We start from the raw sequence: 22,076 nt of genomic DNA, 5'->3' as shown, positions 1-22,076 counted from the left end.
TCGCCGGGCGCGCCACGTCATCCGAGCCGTCTACATCGAGCTCCGGCGGCGCCCAGCCTTGCCGTACCTTTTAACTTTCTTCGAACCAGTGCGTGGCCAGCAGAGCTAGCTGGGTGCGGTTTTCGCGTTCGAATCGGCGCATCAGCCGGGACACGTACTGCTTCACGGTCGCCTCGCTCAGATACAGGCTGCGTCCGATGGCCGCGTTCGACGCGCCGGTGGCCACGAGCCGCAGGATCTCGCGTTCGCGGTCGGGCAGGTCCGGCATGGGCGGTCCGGCCGGCTTGCGCTCCGGGGTCTCGGACGCCGGGGAGGCGGCGGCGCTGTGCAACTCGATCCGGGCCACGGAGGTCCCGCTCGCGCTGACGCCGGTAAGCCCTCGCGTGGCGACGTCGCGCAGATCGGCCGCTGTGCGACGGATGGCGGTGTCGCGCGTCGACGCGACGAGTTCGTCGCTGCGCAGGGCGACGATGGCCAGCGCCCGCCTGGCCGCCTCCAGTGTCCCTGAGGCGATGCTGCCCCCTTGCTCGGACTCCGCCATTTCGACCGTCAGCGCAGGACGCCGGACGCGATCGTCGCGGGCGTCGCGCAGCTGCAGCATCAGGGCGAGGAGCACCCCGATGAGGAACGGGACGCTCGCGGCCAGGATGGCCGCCGCCACCGGTACACCGGCCCGGATGCTCACCGCCACCACGCCAACTGAGCCCAGCGCCAGGGCCGCGGTGCCGGAGGCGGCGGTGATCCAGTCACTGGCGTGGCGGTAGAGGTTCCGCGCACTCATCGCCACGCCCAGGGCGATCCACGGGACCGCACCGCTGTAGGCGAGTTCGGCCAGCCGTGGGTCCAGGAGGGTCGTGCCCAACGCCACGATGGCGATGGCGACCGCCCAGAGCACCGGCCTGCGCGGCGCCAGGAACCCGAGCGCGGTGACAGCCAGTTGCACGAGCGTCATCGCGACGATGGCCGGCGTCGCGGTGGGGATCGCGGTGATGCCGATGACCGTGCCCAGCAGGCTGGCCGTGGCCAGTCCGAAGACCGGCCACGCCACCTCCCGGTCAACAGGCTCTCTCACGGCACCTGCCTCCTTGGTTGTTGGTTGCCCGCACGCACGGCTCAGTGCAGAGCCGCTGCCGCGAGATCCTCCCGCACCGCCTTCACCATTTTTCGAAAGCGCATGGTGAGCCAGACGAGGATCACCGGCCCGCCGTTCGCGGTGTAGGCGACGCCGAGGGTCTCCTGGGTGAGCACCAGGCGGTGCGCTTCGGCATCGATGCGCACACCTACCCGCAGTCGCTGGGAGATAAGGGGATGTTTCACCGGCTTTCCGCCTTCGCTGGCGACCGCGGTCAGCGGACCGGTCTGTTCCCAGAGATACTCTCGGCTTTCGAAGGTCGCCCGGACCGTGGCCATCACGTGCTCCGGCCGAGCGTCGGCGTTCAGTTGTACTCGTGCCATCGGTGGTTCCCTCCTGGTCCGGTCAGCGGATGTCCATGCGGGGCAGACGCAGCGCGGCGATCACGCACAGCGTGCTGACCCACGCGATCACGCACGCGGTCGCCAACGGCCAGCTCAGGTAACCGTAGGAGCCGGGAGCCGCCACGCCGGCCAGGCTCTCCACCGCCGCGCCGGGCAGCCACCGGGGCACGTTCGCCGAGTACCACTCACCGAGGAACGGCGCCAGGCTCACCGGTACGAGCGTGATCAGGCCGGTGATGACCACCGCCGCGACAGACGAGCGGACGAGCACCGCGAAGCAGCCCGCCAGCAGACCCTGTACCGCCATCGAGGCCCCGACCAGCAGCACGATCGCGCGGGCCAGTCCCGGGTTGGTCAGGTCGAGTGGTTCGAATCCACGGAGAGCGAGCACGCCCTGGGTCGCCGCCACCGACGTGACCGATGCGAGAAGGCCGACGACCAGACCACCGACCGTGACCAGGGCGAGCTTGACCGCCAGCACCCGACCACGGCGAGCGGTGGCGACGAAGGTGGATTCCCCCATGCCCTGGAACTCCGAGGCGACGAAGCTCGCCGCCAGGAACACGAACGCCCAGGTGGTCAGCCCGGAACTGTAGAAGATGACCGAGTACCTGCTCTCCGCCTGCGCGTCGGCGACGGCAGAGCCGTCTCCGATCATGGTCATGAAGACTCCGACCCCGACACTGACCAGGAGAATCAAGGCGATCCCGATCGGGGTCGCACGCAGCGCGCGCAACTTGCGCCACTCCGAGCGCAACGTCGCCTCGAACCCCGGCGTTGGCGTCACCCGGGTGGATACGGCGCTCACTGCCCGCCCCTTCCCGTCGCGCCCGCCCGATACTGGGCCACGTCCGCCGTGAGCCTCAGGTAGGCGTCTTCGAGGGAGGTGCCCTCTTCCAGATCGCCGATGTCGAACTGGCCCAGCAGCCTCCCCGCACCGATGACCACCACCCGATCCGCGGTCTGCTGCATCTCGGCCATCAGGTGGCTGGAGACAAGCACGCAGCGACCTTCCGCGGCGAGCCGGCGCACGAGGTGGCGCACCCACCGCACACCGTCGGGATCGAGCCCGTTCACCGGCTCGTCCAGGATGAGAGTGCCCGGGTCGCCCAGCAGGGCCGCCGCGATACCCAGTCGTTGCCGCATACCCATCGAGAGGGCAGCGATCCTGCGGGACGCCGCCGAGGCCAGCCCGACCTCCTCCAGCAACTCATCGGCACGCTGGTCGGCAATCCCTCCGGCGGCCGCCAGCCAGCGCAGATGGGCCCTGGTCGTCATGCCCCCGGGTGCGCCGCGCCCGTCGAGCACAACCCCCACCACGCGCTGGGGGGCACGGTGCTCCCGCAGCGGGCGCCCGTCGATGGTCGCGGTGCCGGCGGTCGGTCGGTCAAGGCCCACGACCATCCGCATCGTGGAGGTCTTGCCCGACCCGTTGGGCCCGACAAAGCCGGTCACCTGCCCGTCAGTCGCGCTGAGCGTGAGGTCATCAACCGCGGCGATGGCTCGATGTCGTTTGGTGAGGCGGAACGTTTCGATCACGTCCGCAACTGCATCAATGCGCGGGTGACCGCCGCTAGCAACCTTCGTCTGCGCCAAGCGTCACGAAGGTCGGTTCCGCCTCGGATACCAGCCCGGTAGGGCTGCCCGCCCAAGCCCTTCGCCCCACTTCACTTGATCCGCCTGAGGCCGACCGGCCATATGCGGGTCGGCGGCTGTCGGTCACGTTGGTCAGAGATCAGGCCAGCGATGGCGCACGGGACGGGAACACGCTCTTCCCACTAGCGTTGGGGGTACGCCGCATCGAGGGTGGTCAAATGATGAAGAGGACGCTTATGGGAAACAAGTGGTTGCGAATCACACTATGGACCGTCATGGGGTCGGCCACAGGGATTACAGCCGGGGTAATCGGAAACGCCACTAGCGATAACCCCCTGTTCAGCCGGTCGACTTGGATGATGGCGATAGCCCTAGGAGTGGGATTCGGACTAGCTGAATCTTGGCGGGCCTTACGTCGGCATCGGTCCTGAGTTCAGGACGGTAGCAATACCGAGTACGGAGCCGGTAGATCCGGCGTCCCGACGGCGCGGCCATCGGCGCTCACCGCCGTGATGGCGAATATCCCTGGTGTGAGGGATCCGGCTCCCCACACCGGGTGATACACCGGCCTGGCGCGGCTGCGATCTTCGGTGCTGACGAGGCAAGAAGTGCCCCGGACCGGAGGATCTGCAGGATGGCCCACCTCTACCGAAGCCCCCGACCCGGGCGGCTACGCCGCCCTGGCTCGAGCCGCTCGCGCACGGCGGGGGTTCCCCGCTGGGCACGGATCGCCGCCTACACCGTCCCGTTCACCGTGCTGCCGTCTGGCCTCTGGCGGATCGCGGAGGTCGCCTTTCACCTACCCCTCAGCGGAAGCGCCGTCGGCGACCGCGGCTCGGGCGATGTTCCGTCGTGGCTGCCGATGGGGGTGTACGTTGTCCTGCTGTCGATCTTCTCCGAGGTGCTGGCGTTCACCGCCGTCGGGCTGATCGGGCTGACCGTCCTTGGTGGGAGAGGTGCTCCACGGCGGATTCCAGGTTTGCGGGGGCGGAGAGTGCCGACGCTGGCCGCCGTCATCCCTGCCACCCTCGGCGCTGCGGCGCTGACGGCCCTGTGGACCGCCGTCGCCGCCGCAGTGGTTGCCGGGCGCACCATCGAAGGCCAGCCGCTCCCCATGGGGCACCTCCTGACGACGACGCCACGACTGGCGCTGTCGACGCCGTCGTCGAGCTGCGCCCGCTGCTGCTGTGGGGGCCGCTGCTCGGAGTGCTCACCGTGGCGTACTGGCAGCGGCGGCGCCGCGTCACCTCTGGCTCAGAGCCGGTACACAGGCCGCCGAGGTGGCCCGGGTGTTCATCGACGTCGTAACGGGCGCGACGAGCGGACGTACGGTCAGGCCGGAGGAATAGCGAGAAGCGATAGTGACTTTCATGATCTACCACATACGCCGCGTCGCCGCCGGAGAATGGCGGCAGTTGAGTGCCATCCGGCTGGAGGCACTCCAGGACTCACCACCGACCGCGTTCAGCACGCCACCTGCCGAGGCGACCGCCTTCAGCGACACCGTCTGGCAGCAGGAGGCGGCCCGCGAAGCCGACTCCGCCTCGTCAGCGACCTTCGTCGCCACCGGCGAGGCAGGCGATTGGGTCGGGATGGCTGCCGCCGCGCCGCTTGCCGACGTTCCCGACCACGCCCACGTGTACGCGGTCTACGTCACCCCGGCGCACCGCGGCCCGGCTGGGCCGGCCGCCGCCCTGATGGCTGCGGCGATCCGCTTCGCCCGCGACCGGCGTTCACCGCAAGCTCGGGTTCGTCGAGACCGGCAAGGCGATCCCGTATGCCCTGAACCCGTCCCAGAAGGTGCACATCATGGGCTACCCGGATTTCCGCAGCGCGCGGGGATGACCGAATCCATCACCGGCGGCGGTTCCAGCGCCCGCCGCCGGCCCCGCCCCTGATGACGGCAGGTCACGTGGACCAGTTACGCATATCACCGGACATCAGTCCCGCGCCGACCCTCGTGAGGTAGCCGTGGTCGGCCGTGGGGCCTCTGGTCAGGTTCGTGTCCGGAACGGGCGGTGCACGGACGGTCGCCCACCTCGTCGTCGAACTGGGCCAGCACGAGGTGTTGTCGCAGCTGGAGAAGCGGCATGCGGGTCGGCCAGTCGTCATCGAGGGAGTTCAGGTCCGCGTAGACCGCGAAGAACCGTTGCGCTTCGGGCGGGGGCGAGGTGGACCACACGTGGGCGAGCTCGCAGATCAGCCTTAGCCGCCGTTCGAGTCCATTCGCTCCTGGATGGACCTGCCGGCGGCCTCGAGGTCGTCCGCGTCGAACCGGACCTCACGGGCCCGCACGGTCCCCCGGCCCTGTACCCGAACCGGCGTTTCGGGCTCCACCGTCACCGTCAGCGCGGTACCGCTCATCCCCGGCACGGCCACCACGTCATGCGTCACGGAGACGAGCCCTTTGTACCCGTCGTGGCTCTCGCGGCGCACGGCGCGGAGGGACCCGACGTCCACGGAGACGGCCGCCAGGTGTCCCATCCGCAGCACCAGGTGCTGATCGTCAACGTAGTGAGGCCGCGTGTGCAGACCCGCGTAGAGCGCGAACAGCCACCCGACGCCGTAGATGGCGAGGACGAGCAGGAGGATGCGCAGCCAGGCCCACGGTACGAGGAGTTCCACGACAAGGATCTCCAGCGGAGCCAGGACCATCATCACCATGAGGAACGCCTTGTGTGCGGTTCCGTATTGGATCACGGTGGCGTCCGCCGGCACGTCCTTCCGCCCGCGCAGGAGCAGGATCACCGACATCAGCCCACCGAGCTCGTGCCGGAGTAGCGTGACCACGGGTCGTGGCAGCACGGTCCCGGCCGCCTGGAGGAACGCGTCCCACCGGCCCACACCGGCCTGGCGCAGCCGCCGATACACCGCCCGAGCGATGGCCGCGAGGCCGAACGCCAGCACGCCACAGAGCGTCTCCAGCCCGATCGCGATGATCATCGCGTCACCGAGATCGAGCAGGTCGGTCGCGACCAACACCACCTCGACGGCGATCACCGCCACAGCCGTCCATTTGAGGAGCCGCAGGACTCCCCCGCGCTTCGACGCCGTCATCGGCGCTTGCCCCTCAGAGCATCGGAGGCTCCGTCAGGGCAGCGCCGGGCCGGCACTTCTGCCCCGCGTTGGTTGGATCCCATGCGTCCCCCGCCAGCCGCACAGACAGGTATCTCGATTCTGGCAGACCGACGAGGTCGCCCGAGGCCGCCTTCTCCGCTGCTCCTGCCCGGCCCGACCGCCTGGCCCTGGGTGATCGCTGCCCGGGGTCACGTCGTCGGCTGGCCCGGTGCTCGTCGCGCCCAGAACAGCGCGTGTCCGCCGGCGCCTTCGGGGACGAAGTCCTGGGTCGTGACCGTCAACCCGGCCTGACACAGCCAGGACCGGTACGTGGCGACGTCGGCGTGGGCCCACCACATCGGCGCGGCACCGTCGAGCCAGTTCTCCTCGGTGCCGGTCCAGGCGTCCTGACCGACGGTGGTCAGCAGCCAACCACCGGGGCGTAGCCAGGTGGCGATCCGCCGGATGAGGCGTGGCTGGTGGGCCAGGGGCATGTGGATGAGGGCGTAGAGGCAGACGACGGCGTCGAACGACGTCGGTGGCAGCCGGAGTCGGGTGGCGTCGGCTCGGCGGAAGGTACCGGCGGGGACCAGGCGGCGCGCCCGCTCGATCTGCACGTCGCTGATGTCGACGCCGGTGACCCGGTGTCCCAGGTTCGTGAGGAAGCGGGCGACCGGCACCCCACAGCCGCAGCCGAGGTCGAGGACCGCCGCCGCGGCCGGCAGGCGTCGGTGCAGGTCCGCGAGCCAGGGCGCGTAGTGGCCGTCGTCGGCATCGTCCGCCCGGTAGTGGTAGGAGAGCGCGTCGTACCCGCGCCGGACCACGTCACGTTCGTCGTCGGTGCCCATCCTGGCGAGGCTACGAGTCCCGGTGCCGGTTGCCGATCCCTTTACCGGGGGCGCGTCCGGCGGTCAGTCCAGCGCCTGATCGAGGTCGGCGAGCAGGTCGTCGGGATGTTCGATGCCGACGGCGATGCGGATCATGCCGGCGCCGATTCCGGCGGCCCGCAGTTCGTGCTCGGCGAGCTGCCGGTGGGAGGTGCTCGCCGGATGCAGGATCAGGGTGCTCGTGCCGCCCAGCGACGGCGCGAGCCGGATCAGCCGTACCCTGCGGGACAGCGCGACCCCGGCGTCGAAGCCACCGGCGAGGTCGAAGCAGAACGCGGCGCCGTACCCGGAGAGGAACTTCCCGGCGATCGCGTGGCTGGGATGATCGGCCAGGCCGGTCCAGTGCACGGCGCTGACCGCCGGGTGGGCGGCGAGCCAGTTGGCGACCGTGGCGGCGTTCTCCTCGTGCCGGCGCATCCGCAGCGGCAGCGTGTGCAGGCCCCGGATGGCGAGCCAGGCGGCGAACGGGTCGGCCACGGCGCCGAACTCCACCGCGTGCTCCCACAGCTCCCGGTGACGGGCCTCGTCGGCGAAGACCAGCACACCGCCGGTGACGTCGCTGTGCCCGCCCAGGTACTTCGTGGTGGAGTGCAGCACGATGTCCACGCCGTGGCTGATCGGCCGGCAGTGCACGGGCGAGGCGAACGTGTTGTCGACCACGGTCGGCACCCCGGCGGCCCGGGCGACGGCGGCGAGCGCCGGCAGGTCGCTGACGTGTCCGGTCGGATTCGAGATCGTCTCCAGGTAGAGCAGCCGGGTCCGCGGTCGGATCGCGGCGCGCACCTCGTCGGCGTCGTGACCGGAGACGTACGTCGTCTCGATGCCGTAGCGGGCGGCCAGGTCGCGCAGGACCGCGTACGTGCCGCCGTAGAGCGAGGTCTGCGCGACGAGATGGTCCCCGGTACGCAGCAGCCCGTGCAGCAGCAGGTTGATCGCACCCATCCCGGACGAGGTGGCGAGGGCTGCCACCCCGCCCTCCAGGTCGGCGAGGGCCTGCTCGAACGCCCGTACCGTCGGGTTTCCGAACCTGCTGTAGACGTAGGCGCCGTCGGGCCGGGTCATGCTGTCGGCGAGGACCGCCGGATCTTCGAACGCGAAGCTGGAGGTCTGGTAGAGCGGAACGGACAGCGGGGTGCTGCCCGAGAGGGCTGGGGCGCTCACGTGCACGGCGCGGGTGTCCGGATGCATGAATTCGATGGTTGCCAGGCGGTCATTCCCGGGCCAGAGCCAATCCAGCGGTATTGGTCTGCGCCGTCGGCGCCAGGTCGACGCCCTCCCGCACCGCACGTCGCGAGCGCCGCTGCCCGCAGCCGGCCTGACCAGCCGCGAGGTTGACGAGTCCGGTCAGACGATCGGCCGGAGCGACGGATCGCACAGGCGACCGCCGAGTTGTCCATCGTAGAGACCGTGCGAGGGGCAGCGGGCCAGTTGCTTCGGTGGGGGCGCCTTCCGCCAGTCCCCGGGCCGGCGCCTCGACCGGAACCGGCGTGAACCCAGCCACCATGCTGCGGTAGGCGGCGAGGTGAGCCCGGACCCGCCGCGTGCCGGGCCTGGACCGCTCAGCTCCGCTGATCTTGTGGCGGCCCGCTCGTCAACGCCGGACGGGGAGCTCCACCGGGGCGCCGGTCCGCAGGGACTCGACGACGGCTTCGGCCGCCTCGACGCCCCAGCATGCCTCCTCGACCGGCATGACGTCCGGCTGGCGCCGGCCGGTGAACACCGCGAGGGCGTACCCGACCTCGCGGCGCAGCGCCCCGCCGACCACGCCGTCCTCCTCCGGCCACAGCGACAGGTCCGGCACCTGGACTCCGGCCCTGGTCCACTCCACCAGCGAGTCACTGACCAGCCGCTGCTTGAGCACCCCGTCCAGGCCCAGCACCTCGGCCTCGCCGACGATGGCGCCGTCGAGGGCCAGCGGGCCGTCGTCGAGGGTGCCGGGTGCGGTCGCCGGCACCAGCCAGGCGGACTCCACGGTCGCGATCACACCGTTGTCGAATTCGAGGAGGGCGCTGACCACGCTGGGCGCCGCGTCGCCGGCCGCGCCGCTCTGCATGGCCACGACCCGCCGTACCCGGGTACGGGCGAACGAGATCGCCAGGTCGATGTCGTGGATGCAGGACTCCCAGACCGGGTGCACCCGGTCGCCGAAGCTGAGGAACCAGGCGCGGCTGAAGTCCCGGCGCAGCCGCAGTGCGCAGAGCCGGCCGACGGCACCCCGTTCGACGCCCGCCCGCATCCGGGTCATCGGCGCGGTGAACCGGGAGATGTGGCCCACCACGACCTGGCGCTGGTGCGCGGCGGCGGTCTCGGCGATCCGCCACGCGTCGGCGGCGGAGAGGGCCAGGGGTTTCTCGACGAAGACGTGGCTGCCCGCTTCCAGGGCGGTCAGGGCGAGCCCGGTGTGTGCGGCCTCGTCGGCGGCGATCACGACGACGTCCGGACGGACCCGGTCGAGCAGCGGGGCGAGTTCCGTAGCGGTCTGGTCGACCCGACGGGTCCGCGCCACTTCGGCGAGCCGGGCGGTGTCCGGGTCCACCAGGCCGGTGATCCGGGCGCCGGCCTCGGCCCAGACCCGGGCGTGCAGATCGCCGAACCGGCCCACCCCGGCGATGACAACGGTCGGTCCGGTCATGGTTCACTCCCGACGGTGAGGGCGGAGGGTTCCTTCGCGCCGTGCCCGGTGAGCACGGCGACGGCTCGGGCCCGCACGGGTACGGCGGGGGTGTCCAGGGCGGCGACGGCGGCGGCCGCCGCCGGCTCCACGAACAGCCCCTGGCGGGCCAGGGCGCGGCCCGCCTCGGCGATGGCCGGCTCGTCGACGGCGACGATCGCGCCGCCGCTGTCCCGGGCGGCGGAAAGGGTCAACAACCCCTCGTCCTGGTAACCGCGCAGCGGGTCGGCGATGGCCGCCGCGGCGGTCGGTGCCACGGTGACGGGTTCCCGCAACGCGGACTCCCAGTCCGGCGCGGTCCAGGCCCGGGCCAGCGGCGCGCAGGCCGCGGCCTGCACGCCGACCATCCGGGGCAGCGTGGTGGTCAGGCCGGCGGCCCGCAGGTCGGTGAAGCCGAGCCAGATGCCGCGCAGCAGCGGCCCCGCGCCGACCGGCACGACCACCACCTCGGGTACGCCGCCGAGCTGTTCGACCAGTTCGGCCGCGACCGGGCGGTAGGCCTCGGTCAGCAGCGGATTCCGGTACGTGGTGGTGACGTTGAGCCAGCCCTGCCCCTCGGCCCGGGTCGCGGCGGCGTACGCGTCGCTGTAGTGGCCGACGACCAGCTCCACCTCGGCGCCGTGCGCCCGGGCGGTCTGGAGTTTGGTGCCGGCGTTCGAGCCGGTGGCGCAGAAGACCCGGCAGCGCAGGCCGGCCGCCGCGGCGTAGGTGGCGGCCGAGACAGCGGCGTTGCCGGTGGACGCCAGGACCAGGCCGTCCAGTTGCCGGTCGAGTGCGGCGGAGGCGGCCAGCGCCATCGCCCGGTCCTTGAAGGAGAGCGACGGGTTCAGCGACTCCAGTTTGACGTGGACGTCGCGGCCGTCGCGACGCAGCGGCAGCAGCGGTGTCGAACCCTCGCCGAGGGTGACGGTGTGCCGGGTCCGGGGCAGCATCCCGGCGTACCGCCACAGCCCCTGCCCCGAGGTGGCCCGGCAGTCCCCCGGCGGTACGGGCGCGAGGTCGAGCACCAGCGGTGCCGCGCAGGCCGGGCAGCGGTACGCGGGGTACGCCGTGCCGTGCCCGCATCGGGCGCAGGCGACGCGGAAGTCCCTCATCGCGCCCCGCTCGGCGCGGACCGTGGCGCCGGCGCCGACCCGGGCACGGCGGAGCCGAGGGACGCTGCCGGGGCGTCGGGCCGGCTCGGGGCGTCGTCCGGACCGCCGGCGGCGGTGCCGCTCCAGCCGAGCTGGCCGGAGAGCTCGGCGGCGGCGGCCCGCACCTGCGGGCCGAACCGGTCGGCGGCCTCGGTGCCGAACCGGGTGGCCGGAGCCGAGACGCTCAGCCCGGCCACGACGTGCCCGGCGTGGTCGAACACCGGGGCCGCCACGCAGCAGATGCCCAGCTCGCTCTCCTGGAGGTCGCGGGCGTAGCCGTCGGCCCGTACGTCGGCGAGCAGCGCGTCGACCTCGGCGCGGGCGACCGGTTCTTCGGACAGCCGCCCCTGCGCCTCCAGTACCGCGTCGAGGACGTGCGCCGGCGAGTGGGCCAGGATGGCCCGACCGATCGCGGTGGTCAGCGCCGGGTTGGTCTGACCGACCCGGCTGTGCATCCGTACCGGGGAGGGACTGTCGACCTTTTCTATGTAGACGACGTGGACCAGGGCGAGCACGCCGAGGTGGCAGGTCTCGCCCGTCTGCGACGACAGCGGCCGCATGACCTTCAGCGCCTCCTGGCGCATGTCGAGCCCGTCCAGGTAGGAGCGGGCCAGCGTCATCGTGCCGGCGGCGAGGGCGTACCGGCCGTCGGCCGTCTCGCGGACCAGCGCACTGCCGCGCAACACCCCGAGCATCCGGTGCAGGGTGGTCGTCGGGATCCCCGTCGCCTTGACCAGCTCGGTCAGCGAGGCGCCCGACGGGCTGGCCGCGAGCGCCTGGAGCACCCCCACGGTCCGCTCGACGGTCCGCAGGCCCTCGGGTCCCCGTTCGATGTTGGCCATCCTCATGCCCTCACCTCGGCATCGCTGTCCAGCGGACGCACCGTGAGCATGCGCGCCGCCATTGCAAGATAGACCTCGGCGGCGCGGCGCAACTGATCGACGAGGACCCACTCCTCCAGCGAGTGCGCCTGGGCGATGTCGCCCGGTCCGCAGACCGCGGCCGGGGTGCCGGCGGCGGCGAGCAGGGCACCGTCGGTCCAGAACTGGAGCCCGACCGGCTCCGGGTCCGCCGCCACCTCGCAGAGCATCCGCAGGTACGGGTTGTCGGGCGGGCAGTCGAGCGGGGCGTGCACGAACGTCGCGGTGCCCGCCATCTCCTCGACCGTCGCCTCCACCCGGGGATCCGCCTGGCGCAGCCCCGCGGCGACCGCCCGCAGTTCGGCCAGCACCTCGGCGTGCCGCTCCGACGGCAGCCACCGCCGGTCCAGCTGGACGACGCAGGACGCCGGGACCATCGGCGGGCGGTCGCCGCCGGCCACCACCCCGACGTTGACGGTCGCCGGGCCGAGCAGCGGATGGCGGCGCCGATCGAGCGCGGGTACGAGGTCCCGCTCGACCGCGCTGATGAACCGCGCCGCGTGGTAGACGGCGTTGACGCCGTTCTGCGGCACGCTGCCGTGCGTGGCGACGCCCCGGAACGTCGCCTGGGCCCACATCGCGCCCTTGTGCGCCCGGCCGACGCGCAGCATGGTCGGCTCACCCACCACCGCGAAGTCGGCGCCGACGCCGGCCTCGACCAGCGCCCGCATCCCGGGGCTGCCGTTCTCCTCCCCGGCCACCGCGGTCAGCAGCAGCTCACCGTCGAACGTGACGTCCGGCGCGGCGAGCAGCTCCACGACGGCGAGCATCGCCGCCAGGGCGCCCTTCATGTCGGCGGCGCCGCGCCCCCACAACCGTCCGTCGGCGACCCTGGGTACCAGCGCGTCGGTCATCCCGTACGGCGGCACCGTGTCCAGGTGGGCGTTGAGCATCAGCGTCGGGCCGGGCCGTCCGCCGCGCAGCCGGCCGATCACGTTGACCCGGCCGTCCGCCACGGGCTGGAGTTCGACCTCGGCCCCGCAGCCGCGCAGCCGGTCGGCGACGTGGTCGGCCACGGCGCGCTCCTGCCCGGGATGGTCCTGGTGCCCCTCGATCGCGATGAGCCGGGCCGCCTCCGCGACGATCGCGTCCGGGTCGATCCGCCCGACCGGCGTTCGACTGGCCCGGCCGCTCATCGTTCGCCGCCCTGCCGGAACGCCGGATCGCGGTGCAGCCCGGCGACGGCGGCCGCCGCGACGTCGTAGCGTCGGCGGGCCTGCCGGTAGGCGGCGCGGTGCTCGGCCGGGGCGGTCAGCGGCTCGCTGTCGTCGAGCGCCGCGCAGGCCGCCGCGACGTCCGCCCAGACTCCGGCGCCGATCCCGGCCAGCGCGACCGCACCGCGTGGCGAGGCGTCCTGGCGCAGCCGGCGCACGGGCACGTCGAAGACCGCGGCGAACGCGGCACACCACACGTCCGAGCGGGTCACCCCGCCACCGACCCGGATCTCGGTGGCGGCGTCCAGGCCGATGACGAGCTGGTCCACGGCGACCGCGCAGGCGTACGCGACGCCTTCGAGCGCGGCACGGGCGATGTCGGCGGGCCCGTGTTCCGGCCCGGCGCCGAGCAGCGCGGCCCGGACCTCCGGGTCGTGCACCGGAGCACTCGCGCCGAGCAGGGACGGCAGGAAGGTCAGTCCGCCGGCGCCGGGCCGGCTGCCCCGGGCCAGCCGGTCCGCCGTACCGTCGGGCGGGTCGGCGGCACCGCCGGCAAGCATGGTCCGTTCGCACCAGCGGATCGCGAGCCCGGCCGCGTACGAGGAGACCATGCCGAGGAAGCCGTCCTCGCCGGCGCGGGCGAAGACGAACCGGTCGACGCCGGCGCGCGGGGTGTCCAGCGGCGTGACGATCTGCGCGGCGGTACCGACGTTGACGTAGACCCGGCCGTCGGCGACCGCCCCGGCGCCCAGCGCGGCGCAGGCGACGTCGCCGCCACCGGCCACCACCGGGGTGCCGGGGCGCAGCCCGGTCGCCTCGGCCGCCTCGGGCCGGACCACGCCGACCACCTCCGACGAACCCCGGACCGGGGGCGCCAACCGCTCGTCGGTACCGCAGAGGGCCCACAGCCGGGGCTCCCACCGCCGCCGGTGCACGTCGTACAGCAGCGTGCCGGCGGCGTCGGTGGGATCCGTCGCCCAGTCGCCGGTGAGGTGGTGCCGCAGCACGTCCTTCGGCTGGACCATCCGCACGGCCCGGCGTACCGCGTCGGGTTCGTGCCGCACCAGCCAGGCGAGCTTGGGGGCGCTGAACGCCTCCACGACCGGGTTGCCGGTCAGCTCGCCGACGAGCGCGCCGTGTCCGCGCAGTTCCCGCACCTCGGCCACGGCCCGCCGGTCGGCCCAGGTCATCGCCGGCCGTACCGGGCGGTCCCGGTCGTCGAAGAGCGCCACCGCGTGCATGTGGCCGCTCAGGCCGAGCGCGGCGACCGCGCCGGCGTCGACGCCGGCGAGCGCGTCGCGCACCGCCGCCGCCGACGCCGTCCACCAGTCGGCCGGGTCCTGCTCGTGCCGTCCGGCCCGGGTCGGGTCCGACGGGTAGTCCCGGTAGGACCGGGCCACCGTGGCGCCGGTGCCCGCGTCGACCACCACGACCTTCACCCCGGTGGTACCCAGGTCGAGGCCGACCAGCAGGGTGTCGCCCGGTACGGCGGCGGTCAACGACCGCGCCGGGGGACGAAGCCGAACTCCATCAGGTACTCGAGGGACTCCTCGGCGACCCGGTCGAAGTCGGCGAGTCCCACCCCGGCCGGCTCGCCGACGCCGATGTTCCCGCCGACCTGCCAGCCCTCCCACTCGACGCTGACGTACCCGTCGAAGTTGATCTCCGCGAGCGCCTCGTACGTCTCCCGGAAGTCGACGAGCCCGCCGCCGAACCAGATGTGGTTGGAGTGCACGATCGTCGGCAACCCCACCTCGTCCTTGATCTGCACGATGTCGATGTACGGGCCCAGCCGCTTGATCGCCTGCTTGACGTTCATGAACGGCTTCACCGCGACGTAGAACGCGCCGGTGTCCATCGTCATCCGCAGGTTGCTCGCGCCGACCTCGTCGAACATCCGCTCGATCAGCTCGACCCGGTTGAGGATGGTGCCCTGCAACAGCTCGATGCTGACGTTGAGCCCGAGGCCGGCGGCGTGCGCGGCCACCTCGGTGATCGCCTCCCGGCACTGCCGCCAGGCGTCCTTGCGGCTCAGCAGGACGTTCAGCGGCGGGTCGTAGTAGCCGTCGCCGATCAGCGTGCAGACCGACTTCGCCCCCAGCACGGCCGCCGCGTCGAGGGCCTGCTTGAACGAGGAGATGCCGCGTTCGCGGTCGAACTCGCGCGGGCTGACGAACGTGGTGTGGTGGCCCAGGTAGCCGATGTCGATGCCGGCACGTTCCGCCGTGGCGCGGACGTCCAGCAGCTGCTGGTCGTACTCGGCCTTCGGCACCTCGAGCAGCTTGGCGTAGATGAAGTCGACGCCGTCGTACCCGTACTTCGCGGTCTGCTCGACGCACCAGGTCGCCGGCTTGTCACCCCAGGAGTTCCAGGCCGGGCCGGCGGCCTCCAACCGGCCCCAGGGCATGTTCGGCCAGACCTCGAAACTGATCTTCATGATTGGGTCTCCCTTCCAGCGGTGCGTGCGCAACCCGCCACAGGTGCGGGACGGGCTACAGGTGCGGGACGATCTCCGACATCCGGCGCGCCGATTCGCTGTTGTGCTCGGCGGCGCCGGGCATGTTCGCGCTCATGAACACCTCCGGCGTCTCACCGCGCCGGAGCTGGACGCCGAGCGCCTCGACGATGATCGCGTTGAGCAGGGCGAGGCCGACCACGGTGGACGACGGACCGGCGGACGGCAGTCCCGGGCCCAGCGTGACGAACGCGTCGCCGGGCGGGCAGTGGTTGTCGACGACCACGTCGGCGATGTCGTGCAGCCGCGGGCCGGGCCGCTCGATCGCGCCGGCGTACCGGCGGGAGGTGATGGCGATCAGCGGCAGGCCGCGGGTCTTCGCCGCCTGCGCGACCTCCACCGGCAGCGGGTTCGCCCCCGAGTTGGACGCGACGAGGAGGACGTCGCGGGCGCCGTCGAGCCGGTAGCCGTCGAGCACCGACCCGGCATGGCCGCTCTGCCGCTCCAGCACCGTGCTGTGCACCGCGCCCTCGTGCAGCATGTGCGGGGGCTTGAGGATGGGGCAGATCCGCACCGCGCCACCGGCCCGGTAGAACGCCTCCTCGCCGAACATGTGCGAGTGCCCGCTGCCGAAGACGTAGCAGAGGCCCTCCGCGGCGAACGACCGGGCGACCAGCTCGGCCGCCCGCCGTACCGCCGGAAGCTCCTCGCGCAGCGCGCGGCCGAGCACGTCCTGGACCCCCGCCGCGTACGCCTCGGCGGTCACCTCCTCCGGCGACCAGGTGTCGCGGTCGGCCGGCGTCGATTCCCGTACGCTCACTTGACCGCCCCCGCCGTCAGTCCGCCGACGAAGTAGCGGCCGGCGAAGAGGAACGGGACGATGGCGGGAATGACGGTGCAGACCGTGCCGGCCATCAGCAACCCCCAGTTCACGGTGTACTGGCCCATGATCGCGCTGAGGCCGATGGGCAGGGTCTTGAGCTCGTCGCTGACGATCAGCTGCGAGGCGAACACGAACTCGGTCCAGGAGAAGACGAAGGCGTAGACGGCGACCGTGGAGATCCCGGGCGCGAGCAACGGCAGGACGATCCGCAGCATCATCCGGATCGGGCCGGCACCGTCCACGGCGGCGGCCTCGTCGATGTCCCGGGGGATCGCGAAGAAGAAGCCCCGCAGCAGCCAGGTGCAGAACGGCGCGGTGAACGCGACGTTCACGATCACCAGCGCGTTCCTGGTGTCGATCAGTTGCACCGCCGCGAAGACCTGGTAGAGCGGCACCAGCAGCAGGGTTCCGGGGATCATGTACGCCACCAGGATGGCCCCGGCCAGCTTGTTGCCGCCCGGTACGCGCAGCCGGTAGAGCCCGTACGCCGCCGCGAGCGACACCAGCACGGTGAACAGTGCGGTGAGCACGGCGACGACGAAGCTGTTGGTGAGGTAGCGGGGGTAGTCCGTCGCCGTGAAGAGCTGGCGGAAGTTTTCCATCGTCGGATGGGTCGGGAACAGGGTCGGCGTCGTACGCAGGATCTCCTCGCGGTCCTTGAACGCCGAGATGGTGATCCAGTAGAGCGGGCCGAGCACGATGGCCGTGAGCACGACCCACATGACGAGGCGGGGCAGTCGCGCCCAGGGCAGGCGGCCTGTCACAGCTCCTCCTTCGGCTTCGCGACGCGGATGTAGAAGAAGGCGACGGCGGCCAGCAGGACGATCGTGATCACGCTGATCGCGGCGGCGTCGCTGGCCTGGAACTGGTTGAACGCCTTGCCGTAGATGAAGACCGGGGCGGTCGTCGTCGCGTCCGCGGGCCCACCCTTGGTGACGAGGTAGATCGAGTCGACGATGTTGAACGACCAGAGCGACCCGACCAGCCCCAGCGCGAACAGCACCGGCTGGAGCAGCGGGAACGTGATCCCCCAGAAGGTCCGCCACGCGGTGGCGCCGTCCACCCGGGCGGCCTCGTAGATCTCGCCGGGGATCGTCCGCAGCGCGCCGAAGATGACGACCGCGCCGAGCGGGAACCAGTGCCAGCTGTTCATCAGGATCAGCGCCGGCATCGCCAGGGCGCTGTCCCCGAACGGGCTGCCGAGCCCGTCGATGCCGACCGCCGCGCCGAGCTTCGGCACGATGCCGTAGTTGCTGTTGCTCAGCCACTGCCAGATGACCGCGACCGCGACGGTGGGGATCACCCACGGGAGGAGCACCCAGGTCCGGGCCGCCCGGGTCCAGCGGCCGTTGCGACTCAGTAGCAGTGCGGTGAGGAAGGCGATGATCGTCTGGACCACCAGGTTGCCGGCCAGCCAGATCGCCGACCGCCCGATCGACGTCCAGAACGCCCCGTCGGAGAACGCCCCGGTGTAGTTGGCGGTGCCGACGAAGTTCGAGCTGCTGCCGACGACCCCCTGGTCCTGGAGGCTGAGCAGCACGGTGTTCAGCAGCGGGTACCCGATCACGCCGAGCATGACGAGCGCCAGGGGCGCGACGAGGGCGTACCCCAGCAGGTGGGTGTGCCACGGCCCGCGGCGGCGGGCCGCGCCCGCCGCCGCCTTCCCGGTGGGCCGGGTACCGGGGAGTTCCCCGGTACCCGGCGCCGCGCCGCGGCTGCTCACTTGGCGACCGCCGTCCGCATCTGCTCGTCGCCCCACCTGACCGCCGCCTCCGGCGACTCGCCGCCGCTGTACACCCGCTGCACGACCTGGGCCAGCACGTTCTGGCCGGAGATCTTGCCGACGGAGTCGACGTACTGGCCGTCGACGAAGCCGAACAGGGCGCCCGTCTTCGACTGCTCCAGCATCGCGTCGACGCAGCCGCGGTACTTCTGGATGACCTCGTTGCTGGTCCAGGACTCGGCCGTGGCCCCGTCGGCGGTCAGCGGGAGGAACAGACCCGGCTCGGCGTTGAGCAGCGTGCCGTAGTTCTCCGGCTGGAGGATGAACTTCAGGAACGCCTCGGCGCCGGCGGCCTTGGCGTCGTCGTTGGACATCACCATGGCGGCGTTCGAGTAGTAGATGCTGCCCGGCTTGCCGCCCGGGTCCGCCACCGGAATGGGGGCGCAGCCCAGGTCGCTCGCCGGACGGCCGGACTCCTGCTCGAACGGGGCCAGGTACTGCCCCTTCTCGATGGTCATCGCCGCGGCACCGCTGTTGAACGCCGCCTGCGGCTCGCCCCAGGAGTAGTTGCCGCTGTCGCTCGGCGACTGCTTGAGCAGGTCCCGGTAGAGCGTGATGGCCCGGACGGCTTCCGGGGTGTTGAAGTTGACCTCACCGGACGGGGTGAAGAAGTTGCCGGCCCCGCCGGTCAGCATCAGGCTGTAGAGCACCTGGTCGGTGGCGAGGTTCCGGCCCGCCGGCAGGACGATCCCCTTCTGGTCGCCGCTGGTGAGGCGCTGCGCGTCCGCCAGCAGCTCGGTGGTGGTCTTCGGCGCCTCGGTGATGCCGGCTTTCTGCAGCAGGTCCTTGCGGTACCAGAGCATCTGCACCATGCCGTACAGCGGCACGGCCCAGTACTGGTCGTCGTCCCGGTAGGGAGCCTTGGCCGCCGCACCGAAGGTGTGCGCCCGGTCCAGCTCGTCGACGAGCTTCGTCACCGGCCGTACCGCGCCGAGCGGACGTACGTAGGTGGTGAAGTCGGGGATGGTGAAGAGGATGTCGGGCTGCGTCTTCGACTGCACCGCGCCGGAGATCTTCGTGTAGATCTGGTTCCAGTCCTGGACCTGCGCCTGGACCTTGTACTCCGGGTTGGTCGCGTTGTAGCTGTCGATCAGCTTCTGGAAGCCCTCGACCCGGTTCGGTGGCTGCTCCATGTGCCACAGGGTCAGCGTCTTGTCGTCGCCGGCCGGCCCACTCGAGCCGCCGCAGGCGGCGACCGACAGCCCGGCCACCACGACGACGGCCGCGGCGGTGAGCCGCCTGAACTTCCCGTACCTCATGAGGTGGTGCTCCTCTCACGGCCTTCAGGTGTTCCGCGAGCTCCCGGGACCGTCACGACCCGCCGTGGGGCTGACGACTGCGCTGCGGACTAGACGGACCGAGCGGTGTTGGAATAATGTTCCGGACCATACAGAGGCGGTCTAGACCAGTCAAGGGCAGAGATCCGCGGAGCCCCGGGCGGGACCCGGTCGGGTACGGCCGCCCTCGGCAGATACGGGATGCTCACGTCATGTCAACGCCGAAACACGTCGCGATCACGAACGCGCTCCGCGAGCAGTGCCGAGAACTGCCGGTGGGCTCCCGCCTGCCGGCGGAGAAGGACCTCGCCGTGCGGTTCGAGGTCAGCCGGATGACGGTCCGGCAGGCACTCGACGCACTGGCCACGGACGGGCGGGTGGAACGCGTCCCCGGCCTGGGCACGTTCGTCCGCCGGCCCACCGTGGCGATGGGGCCGAACCTGACGTCCTTCACCGAGGACATGCGCGCCCGGGGCCTGCGCCCGAGCAGCCGGCTGGTCGCGATCGAGGAGGTCGCCGCCTCCCCCGAGGTCGCCCTCGACCTCGGCGTCGAGGCGGAGAGCCCGGTCATCCGCCTGGAGCGGCTGCGGTTCGCCGACGACGAGCCGATGTGCCTGGAGGACGCCCACCTCCCGGCGCGGTTCCAACGCGTCCTCGACGACGCCGACCTGGAGGGATCGCTGCACGAGGTCCTGGCGACGGCGGGAATCGTGGTCGCCGCCGCCCATCGCCGGGTCCGCGCCGTGCCGGCGCCGTCCCGCGACGCCCAGCTGCTCGGCCTGCCGGAACACGCACCGGCACTGGAGATCGTGGACGTCTTCTACGACACCAACCGCCGCCCCGCGCAGCGCTCCCGCTCCCGCTACCGCCACGACCGGTACGAGGTCAAGTCCAACCTCTACCGTCCCACCACCACCCCGACGGAGGCCGACCGATGACCTGGACCGCGCACACCAGCCCCGACCTGCCCGAGCCCGCCGGGCCCTACAGCCACGTGATCGACACCGGGACAATGGTCTGGACGGCCGGCTTCGGGCCGAAGGACCCGGCCACCGGCGTCGTCCCGGAGGGCATCACCGCCCAGACCGAGCAGGTGCTCGACAACGTCGAGGGGGCACTGCGGGTCGTGGGGCTCGGCCTCGGCGACGTGGTCAAGGCGACGGTCCACCTCCAGGACCTGCACCGGGACTTCGCCGCCTACAACGAGGTGTACGCCCGCCGCTTCCGTCCGCCGTACCCGGTGCGGACGACCGTCGGCAGTACGCTGGCCGGAATCCTGGTCGAGGTCGACGTGGTGGCGGTACGCCGCGACGGCACGCCGACGAGGTGAGCTGAGATGCCGGCCGTACCACTGCTCGACTCCGTCTGGCTGGTGGGCAGCGGGACCCACCCCGACGTCCTGACCGACCCCCACGACTGCCACTGCTACCTGGTCTGGGACGGCACCGGCGGGGTCCTGGTCGACACCGGGACCGGCCTGGGCGCCGACGCGTGGCTGGCCGCCGTCGCCGAGGTGTGCGACCCGGCCCGGCTGGCCGGCGCCGTCGTCACGCACTACCACGCCGACCACGCGGGTGGCGCCGCCGCGGCGCGGGCCGCCGGACTGCCGATCCTGGCCAGTGCCGAGACCGCGGCGGCGCTGGCCACCGGGGACGAGACGCGCACCTCGTTGGCCGCCGCCCGGGCCGCCGGCGTCTACCCGCCCGACTACCGGCTCTCCCCCGCCACCGTCGACCGGGTGCTCGGCGACGGCGACACCGTCGACGCGGGCGGCCTGCGGATCGAGATCGTCGCCGCTCCCGGGCACTGCGACGGCCACCTCGTCGTACTGGTCCGCCGCGCCGGCCGGACCATCCTGCTCAGCGGCGACTGCCTCTTCGCCGGTGGACGGGTGAGCATCCAGGCGATCCACGACTGCCGCCTCGACCGGTACGCCGAGACCGTCATCGCGCTCGCCGACCGGGAGGTCGACGTACTGCTGCCCGGCCACGGTGACCCGGTGCTCCGCGACGCCCGGGCCGGGATCGGCAGCGCGGCCGAGTCCTTCCGCCGGCTCGTACCGCCGCCGAACCTGCTCAGCGCTTGACCGCGAACGACTGCTTCATCAGCTGGTACGCCGGGAACATCGCCTCGAACTCGTCGGTGTCCGTACCGCCCAGCGTGAACAGGTACGTGCCCAGCCGGGTCGCCACGACCATCGCCCGGCCCCGCTTCCGGTCGCCGGTCAGCTCGCTCTCCTGGAGGAACGTCGCCTCGATCGCGCTGATCGGACCGGCCTTCGTGTCCCGGTACCGCACCTCACTGAGCGTGCCGTAGGCGGCGAGGAACTGTTCCAGCCCCTTGCGCGCGCCGACGACGGCACCCTTGTCGACCATCCAGACCCGGAGGAACCCGATCGCGCCGGCCGGCTTCGCGTCGATCTCGCACCACATGTTGGCGCCGCCCAGCTGGGCCAGCTCGGCCGACTCCTCGGTGACCTCGACCGGCTTCGCCGTCCACTTCGTCGGCATGTCGAAGGTGACCCGCAGCGTCGCACACGGCGTACCGTCGGCGCCGATCGTGTCGCCCGGCGCGGCCGGCGGGACGTCGTCGTACCACGGGGGGCCGGCCGGCACCGGGCTGGCGCTCGGCGAGGGCGGGCCCTCGGCCTCCGGCGCCCCGTCCGTGTCGCCGCAACCGGCGACGAGCCCGATGGCGAGCGCGGCCAGCATTACCACCCGAAAACGTCCGTACACCGTCTCGACTCCCCCGTTGATCAAATCAGCGGGAGCAAGCCAACCCGAG

22 protein-coding genes are annotated in these 22,076 nt (G+C 71.9%); 4 read left to right on the top strand and 18 right to left on the bottom strand.

The genetic code is table 11. From position 1 onward, the window contains the following. Nucleotides 1–70: 70 nt before the first annotated feature. The 4 genes from ACQEUR_RS21145 to ACQEUR_RS21130 all read right to left on the bottom strand — a co-directional run bounded on the left by ACQEUR_RS21145 (nt 71) and on the right by ACQEUR_RS21130 (nt 3,015). On the bottom strand, nt 71–1,048 hold the full coding sequence (locus ACQEUR_RS21145) for a response regulator transcription factor (RefSeq protein ID WP_433033929.1): 978 nt from the start codon (nt 1,046–1,048) through the stop codon (nt 71–73). A 65-nt stretch (nt 1,049–1,113) separates the two neighbouring features. Continuing rightward, nucleotides 1,114–1,455, bottom strand: coding sequence for a hypothetical protein (locus ACQEUR_RS21140; protein ID WP_433033926.1), 342 nt, complete (start codon nt 1,453–1,455; stop codon nt 1,114–1,116). A gap of 22 nt (nt 1,456–1,477) precedes the next feature. Continuing rightward, nucleotides 1,478–2,284 carry a hypothetical protein gene (locus ACQEUR_RS21135; protein WP_433033923.1) on the bottom strand — a complete coding sequence of 269 codons (807 nt, stop codon included), beginning with the start codon at nt 2,282–2,284 and terminating at the stop codon, nt 1,478–1,480. Then, nucleotides 2,281–3,015 (bottom strand): ABC transporter ATP-binding protein, encoded by a 735-nt coding sequence (locus ACQEUR_RS21130; protein ID WP_433033920.1) that lies wholly within the window; start codon nt 3,013–3,015, stop codon nt 2,281–2,283. The genes ACQEUR_RS21135 and ACQEUR_RS21130 overlap by 4 nt, the downstream gene beginning before the upstream one ends. Nucleotides 3,016–4,442: 1,427 nt before the next feature. Here ACQEUR_RS21130 and ACQEUR_RS21125 point away from each other — a divergent pair. Next, nucleotides 4,443–4,970 carry a GNAT family N-acetyltransferase gene (locus tag ACQEUR_RS21125; protein WP_433033917.1) on the top strand — a complete coding sequence of 176 codons (528 nt, stop codon included), beginning with the start codon at nt 4,443–4,445 and terminating at the stop codon, nt 4,968–4,970. A gap of 307 nt (nt 4,971–5,277) precedes the next feature. Here the strand turns inward: ACQEUR_RS21125 and ACQEUR_RS21120 are convergent, their stop codons facing one another. The 13 genes from ACQEUR_RS21120 to ACQEUR_RS21060 all read right to left on the bottom strand — a co-directional run bounded on the left by ACQEUR_RS21120 (nt 5,278) and on the right by ACQEUR_RS21060 (nt 19,274). After that, nucleotides 5,278–6,078, bottom strand: coding sequence for a hypothetical protein (locus ACQEUR_RS21120; protein WP_433033914.1), 801 nt, complete (start codon nt 6,076–6,078; stop codon nt 5,278–5,280). A 260-nt stretch (nt 6,079–6,338) separates the two neighbouring features. After that, nucleotides 6,339–6,977 (bottom strand): class I SAM-dependent methyltransferase, encoded by a 639-nt coding sequence (locus tag ACQEUR_RS21115; RefSeq protein WP_433033912.1) that lies wholly within the window; start codon nt 6,975–6,977, stop codon nt 6,339–6,341. A gap of 63 nt (nt 6,978–7,040) precedes the next feature. Continuing rightward, complete coding sequence (locus tag ACQEUR_RS21110; RefSeq protein WP_433033909.1) at nt 7,041–8,204, bottom strand: trans-sulfuration enzyme family protein; 1,164 nt, start codon at nt 8,202–8,204, stop codon at nt 7,041–7,043. A 403-nt stretch (nt 8,205–8,607) separates the two neighbouring features. Then, complete coding sequence (locus ACQEUR_RS21105; protein ID WP_433033906.1) at nt 8,608–9,648, bottom strand: Gfo/Idh/MocA family protein; 1,041 nt, start codon at nt 9,646–9,648, stop codon at nt 8,608–8,610. After that, nucleotides 9,645–10,781, bottom strand: a complete 1,137-nt coding sequence (locus ACQEUR_RS21100) for a pyridoxal-phosphate dependent enzyme (RefSeq protein WP_433033903.1) — start codon at nt 10,779–10,781, stop codon at nt 9,645–9,647. The genes ACQEUR_RS21105 and ACQEUR_RS21100 overlap by 4 nt, the downstream gene beginning before the upstream one ends. Continuing rightward, nucleotides 10,778–11,668 carry an IclR family transcriptional regulator gene (locus ACQEUR_RS21095; RefSeq protein WP_433033900.1) on the bottom strand — a complete coding sequence of 297 codons (891 nt, stop codon included), beginning with the start codon at nt 11,666–11,668 and terminating at the stop codon, nt 10,778–10,780. Before ACQEUR_RS21095 ends, ACQEUR_RS21100 begins: the two co-directional genes overlap by 4 nt. Next, nucleotides 11,665–12,876: a M20 family metallopeptidase gene (locus ACQEUR_RS21090; protein ID WP_433033897.1), complete on the bottom strand. Its 1,212-nt coding sequence runs from the start codon at nt 12,874–12,876 to the stop codon at nt 11,665–11,667. The genes ACQEUR_RS21095 and ACQEUR_RS21090 overlap by 4 nt, the downstream gene beginning before the upstream one ends. After that, a complete protein-coding gene (locus tag ACQEUR_RS21085) occupies nt 12,873–14,393 on the bottom strand; it encodes a xylulokinase (protein WP_433033894.1) in 1,521 nt (506 codons plus the stop codon). Before ACQEUR_RS21085 ends, ACQEUR_RS21090 begins: the two co-directional genes overlap by 4 nt. Beyond that, nucleotides 14,390–15,331 (bottom strand): sugar phosphate isomerase/epimerase family protein, encoded by a 942-nt coding sequence (locus ACQEUR_RS21080; protein WP_433033891.1) that lies wholly within the window; start codon nt 15,329–15,331, stop codon nt 14,390–14,392. The genes ACQEUR_RS21085 and ACQEUR_RS21080 overlap by 4 nt, the downstream gene beginning before the upstream one ends. A gap of 55 nt (nt 15,332–15,386) precedes the next feature. Then, complete coding sequence (locus ACQEUR_RS21075) at nt 15,387–16,169, bottom strand: sugar isomerase domain-containing protein (protein WP_433033889.1); 783 nt, start codon at nt 16,167–16,169, stop codon at nt 15,387–15,389. Continuing rightward, nucleotides 16,166–16,996: a carbohydrate ABC transporter permease gene (locus ACQEUR_RS21070; RefSeq protein WP_433033886.1), complete on the bottom strand. Its 831-nt coding sequence runs from the start codon at nt 16,994–16,996 to the stop codon at nt 16,166–16,168. Before ACQEUR_RS21070 ends, ACQEUR_RS21075 begins: the two co-directional genes overlap by 4 nt. After that, nucleotides 16,993–17,955 carry a carbohydrate ABC transporter permease gene (locus ACQEUR_RS21065; RefSeq protein ID WP_433033883.1) on the bottom strand — a complete coding sequence of 321 codons (963 nt, stop codon included), beginning with the start codon at nt 17,953–17,955 and terminating at the stop codon, nt 16,993–16,995. The genes ACQEUR_RS21070 and ACQEUR_RS21065 overlap by 4 nt, the downstream gene beginning before the upstream one ends. Beyond that, the gene (locus ACQEUR_RS21060; RefSeq protein ID WP_433033880.1) at nt 17,952–19,274 is read right to left on the bottom strand and encodes an ABC transporter substrate-binding protein; all 1,323 of its coding nucleotides are present in this window, start codon (nt 19,272–19,274) and stop codon (nt 17,952–17,954) included. Before ACQEUR_RS21060 ends, ACQEUR_RS21065 begins: the two co-directional genes overlap by 4 nt. A gap of 230 nt (nt 19,275–19,504) precedes the next feature. On the opposite strand from ACQEUR_RS21060, the gene ACQEUR_RS21055 reads away from it, so the two are divergent. The 3 genes from ACQEUR_RS21055 to ACQEUR_RS21045 are packed head-to-tail and all read left to right on the top strand — an operon-like array spanning nt 19,505 to nt 21,378. After that, complete coding sequence (locus tag ACQEUR_RS21055) at nt 19,505–20,230, top strand: GntR family transcriptional regulator (protein ID WP_433033877.1); 726 nt, start codon at nt 19,505–19,507, stop codon at nt 20,228–20,230. Further along, nucleotides 20,227–20,622 (top strand): RidA family protein, encoded by a 396-nt coding sequence (locus ACQEUR_RS21050; RefSeq protein WP_433033874.1) that lies wholly within the window; start codon nt 20,227–20,229, stop codon nt 20,620–20,622. The genes ACQEUR_RS21055 and ACQEUR_RS21050 overlap by 4 nt, the downstream gene beginning before the upstream one ends. Nucleotides 20,623–20,628: 6 nt before the next feature. Then, the gene (locus ACQEUR_RS21045) at nt 20,629–21,378 is read left to right on the top strand and encodes an MBL fold metallo-hydrolase (protein WP_433033871.1); all 750 of its coding nucleotides are present in this window, start codon (nt 20,629–20,631) and stop codon (nt 21,376–21,378) included. Here the strand turns inward: ACQEUR_RS21045 and ACQEUR_RS21040 are convergent. Further along, entirely contained in the window at nt 21,368–22,027 is a 660-nt protein-coding gene (locus tag ACQEUR_RS21040; RefSeq protein WP_433033868.1) for a lipoprotein, read from the bottom strand. The genes ACQEUR_RS21045 and ACQEUR_RS21040 overlap by 11 nt on opposite strands. Nucleotides 22,028–22,076 lie beyond the last annotated feature (49 nt).

The organism is Plantactinospora sp. CA-290183, from assembly GCF_050936375.1.
Lineage (GTDB): Bacteria > Actinomycetota > Actinomycetes > Mycobacteriales > Micromonosporaceae > Plantactinospora.
This window is presented reverse-complemented; position numbering and strand designations above follow the sequence as displayed.

Excerpts from the sequence above, each read along its gene's own strand:
- ACQEUR_RS21140 (WP_433033926.1), bottom strand. The coding sequence starts at position 1,455 with ATGGCACGAGTACAACTGAACGCCGACGCTCGGCCGGAGCACGTGATG.
- ACQEUR_RS21125 (WP_433033917.1), top strand. The coding sequence starts at position 4,443 with ATGATCTACCACATACGCCGCGTCGCCGCCGGAGAATGGCGGCAGTTG.
- ACQEUR_RS21115 (WP_433033912.1), bottom strand. The coding sequence starts at position 6,977 with ATGGGCACCGACGACGAACGTGACGTGGTCCGGCGCGGGTACGACGCG.
- ACQEUR_RS21110 (WP_433033909.1), bottom strand. The coding sequence starts at position 8,204 with ATGCATCCGGACACCCGCGCCGTGCACGTGAGCGCCCCAGCCCTCTCG.
- ACQEUR_RS21105 (WP_433033906.1), bottom strand. The coding sequence starts at position 9,648 with ATGACCGGACCGACCGTTGTCATCGCCGGGGTGGGCCGGTTCGGCGAT.
- ACQEUR_RS21100 (WP_433033903.1), bottom strand. The coding sequence starts at position 10,781 with ATGAGGGACTTCCGCGTCGCCTGCGCCCGATGCGGGCACGGCACGGCG.
- ACQEUR_RS21095 (WP_433033900.1), bottom strand. The coding sequence starts at position 11,668 with ATGAGGATGGCCAACATCGAACGGGGACCCGAGGGCCTGCGGACCGTC.
- ACQEUR_RS21090 (WP_433033897.1), bottom strand. The coding sequence starts at position 12,876 with ATGAGCGGCCGGGCCAGTCGAACGCCGGTCGGGCGGATCGACCCGGAC.
- ACQEUR_RS21080 (WP_433033891.1), bottom strand. The coding sequence starts at position 15,331 with ATGAAGATCAGTTTCGAGGTCTGGCCGAACATGCCCTGGGGCCGGTTG.
- ACQEUR_RS21060 (WP_433033880.1), bottom strand. The coding sequence starts at position 19,274 with ATGAGGTACGGGAAGTTCAGGCGGCTCACCGCCGCGGCCGTCGTCGTG.
- ACQEUR_RS21055 (WP_433033877.1), top strand. The coding sequence starts at position 19,505 with ATGTCAACGCCGAAACACGTCGCGATCACGAACGCGCTCCGCGAGCAG.
- ACQEUR_RS21050 (WP_433033874.1), top strand. The coding sequence starts at position 20,227 with ATGACCTGGACCGCGCACACCAGCCCCGACCTGCCCGAGCCCGCCGGG.
- ACQEUR_RS21045 (WP_433033871.1), top strand. The coding sequence starts at position 20,629 with ATGCCGGCCGTACCACTGCTCGACTCCGTCTGGCTGGTGGGCAGCGGG.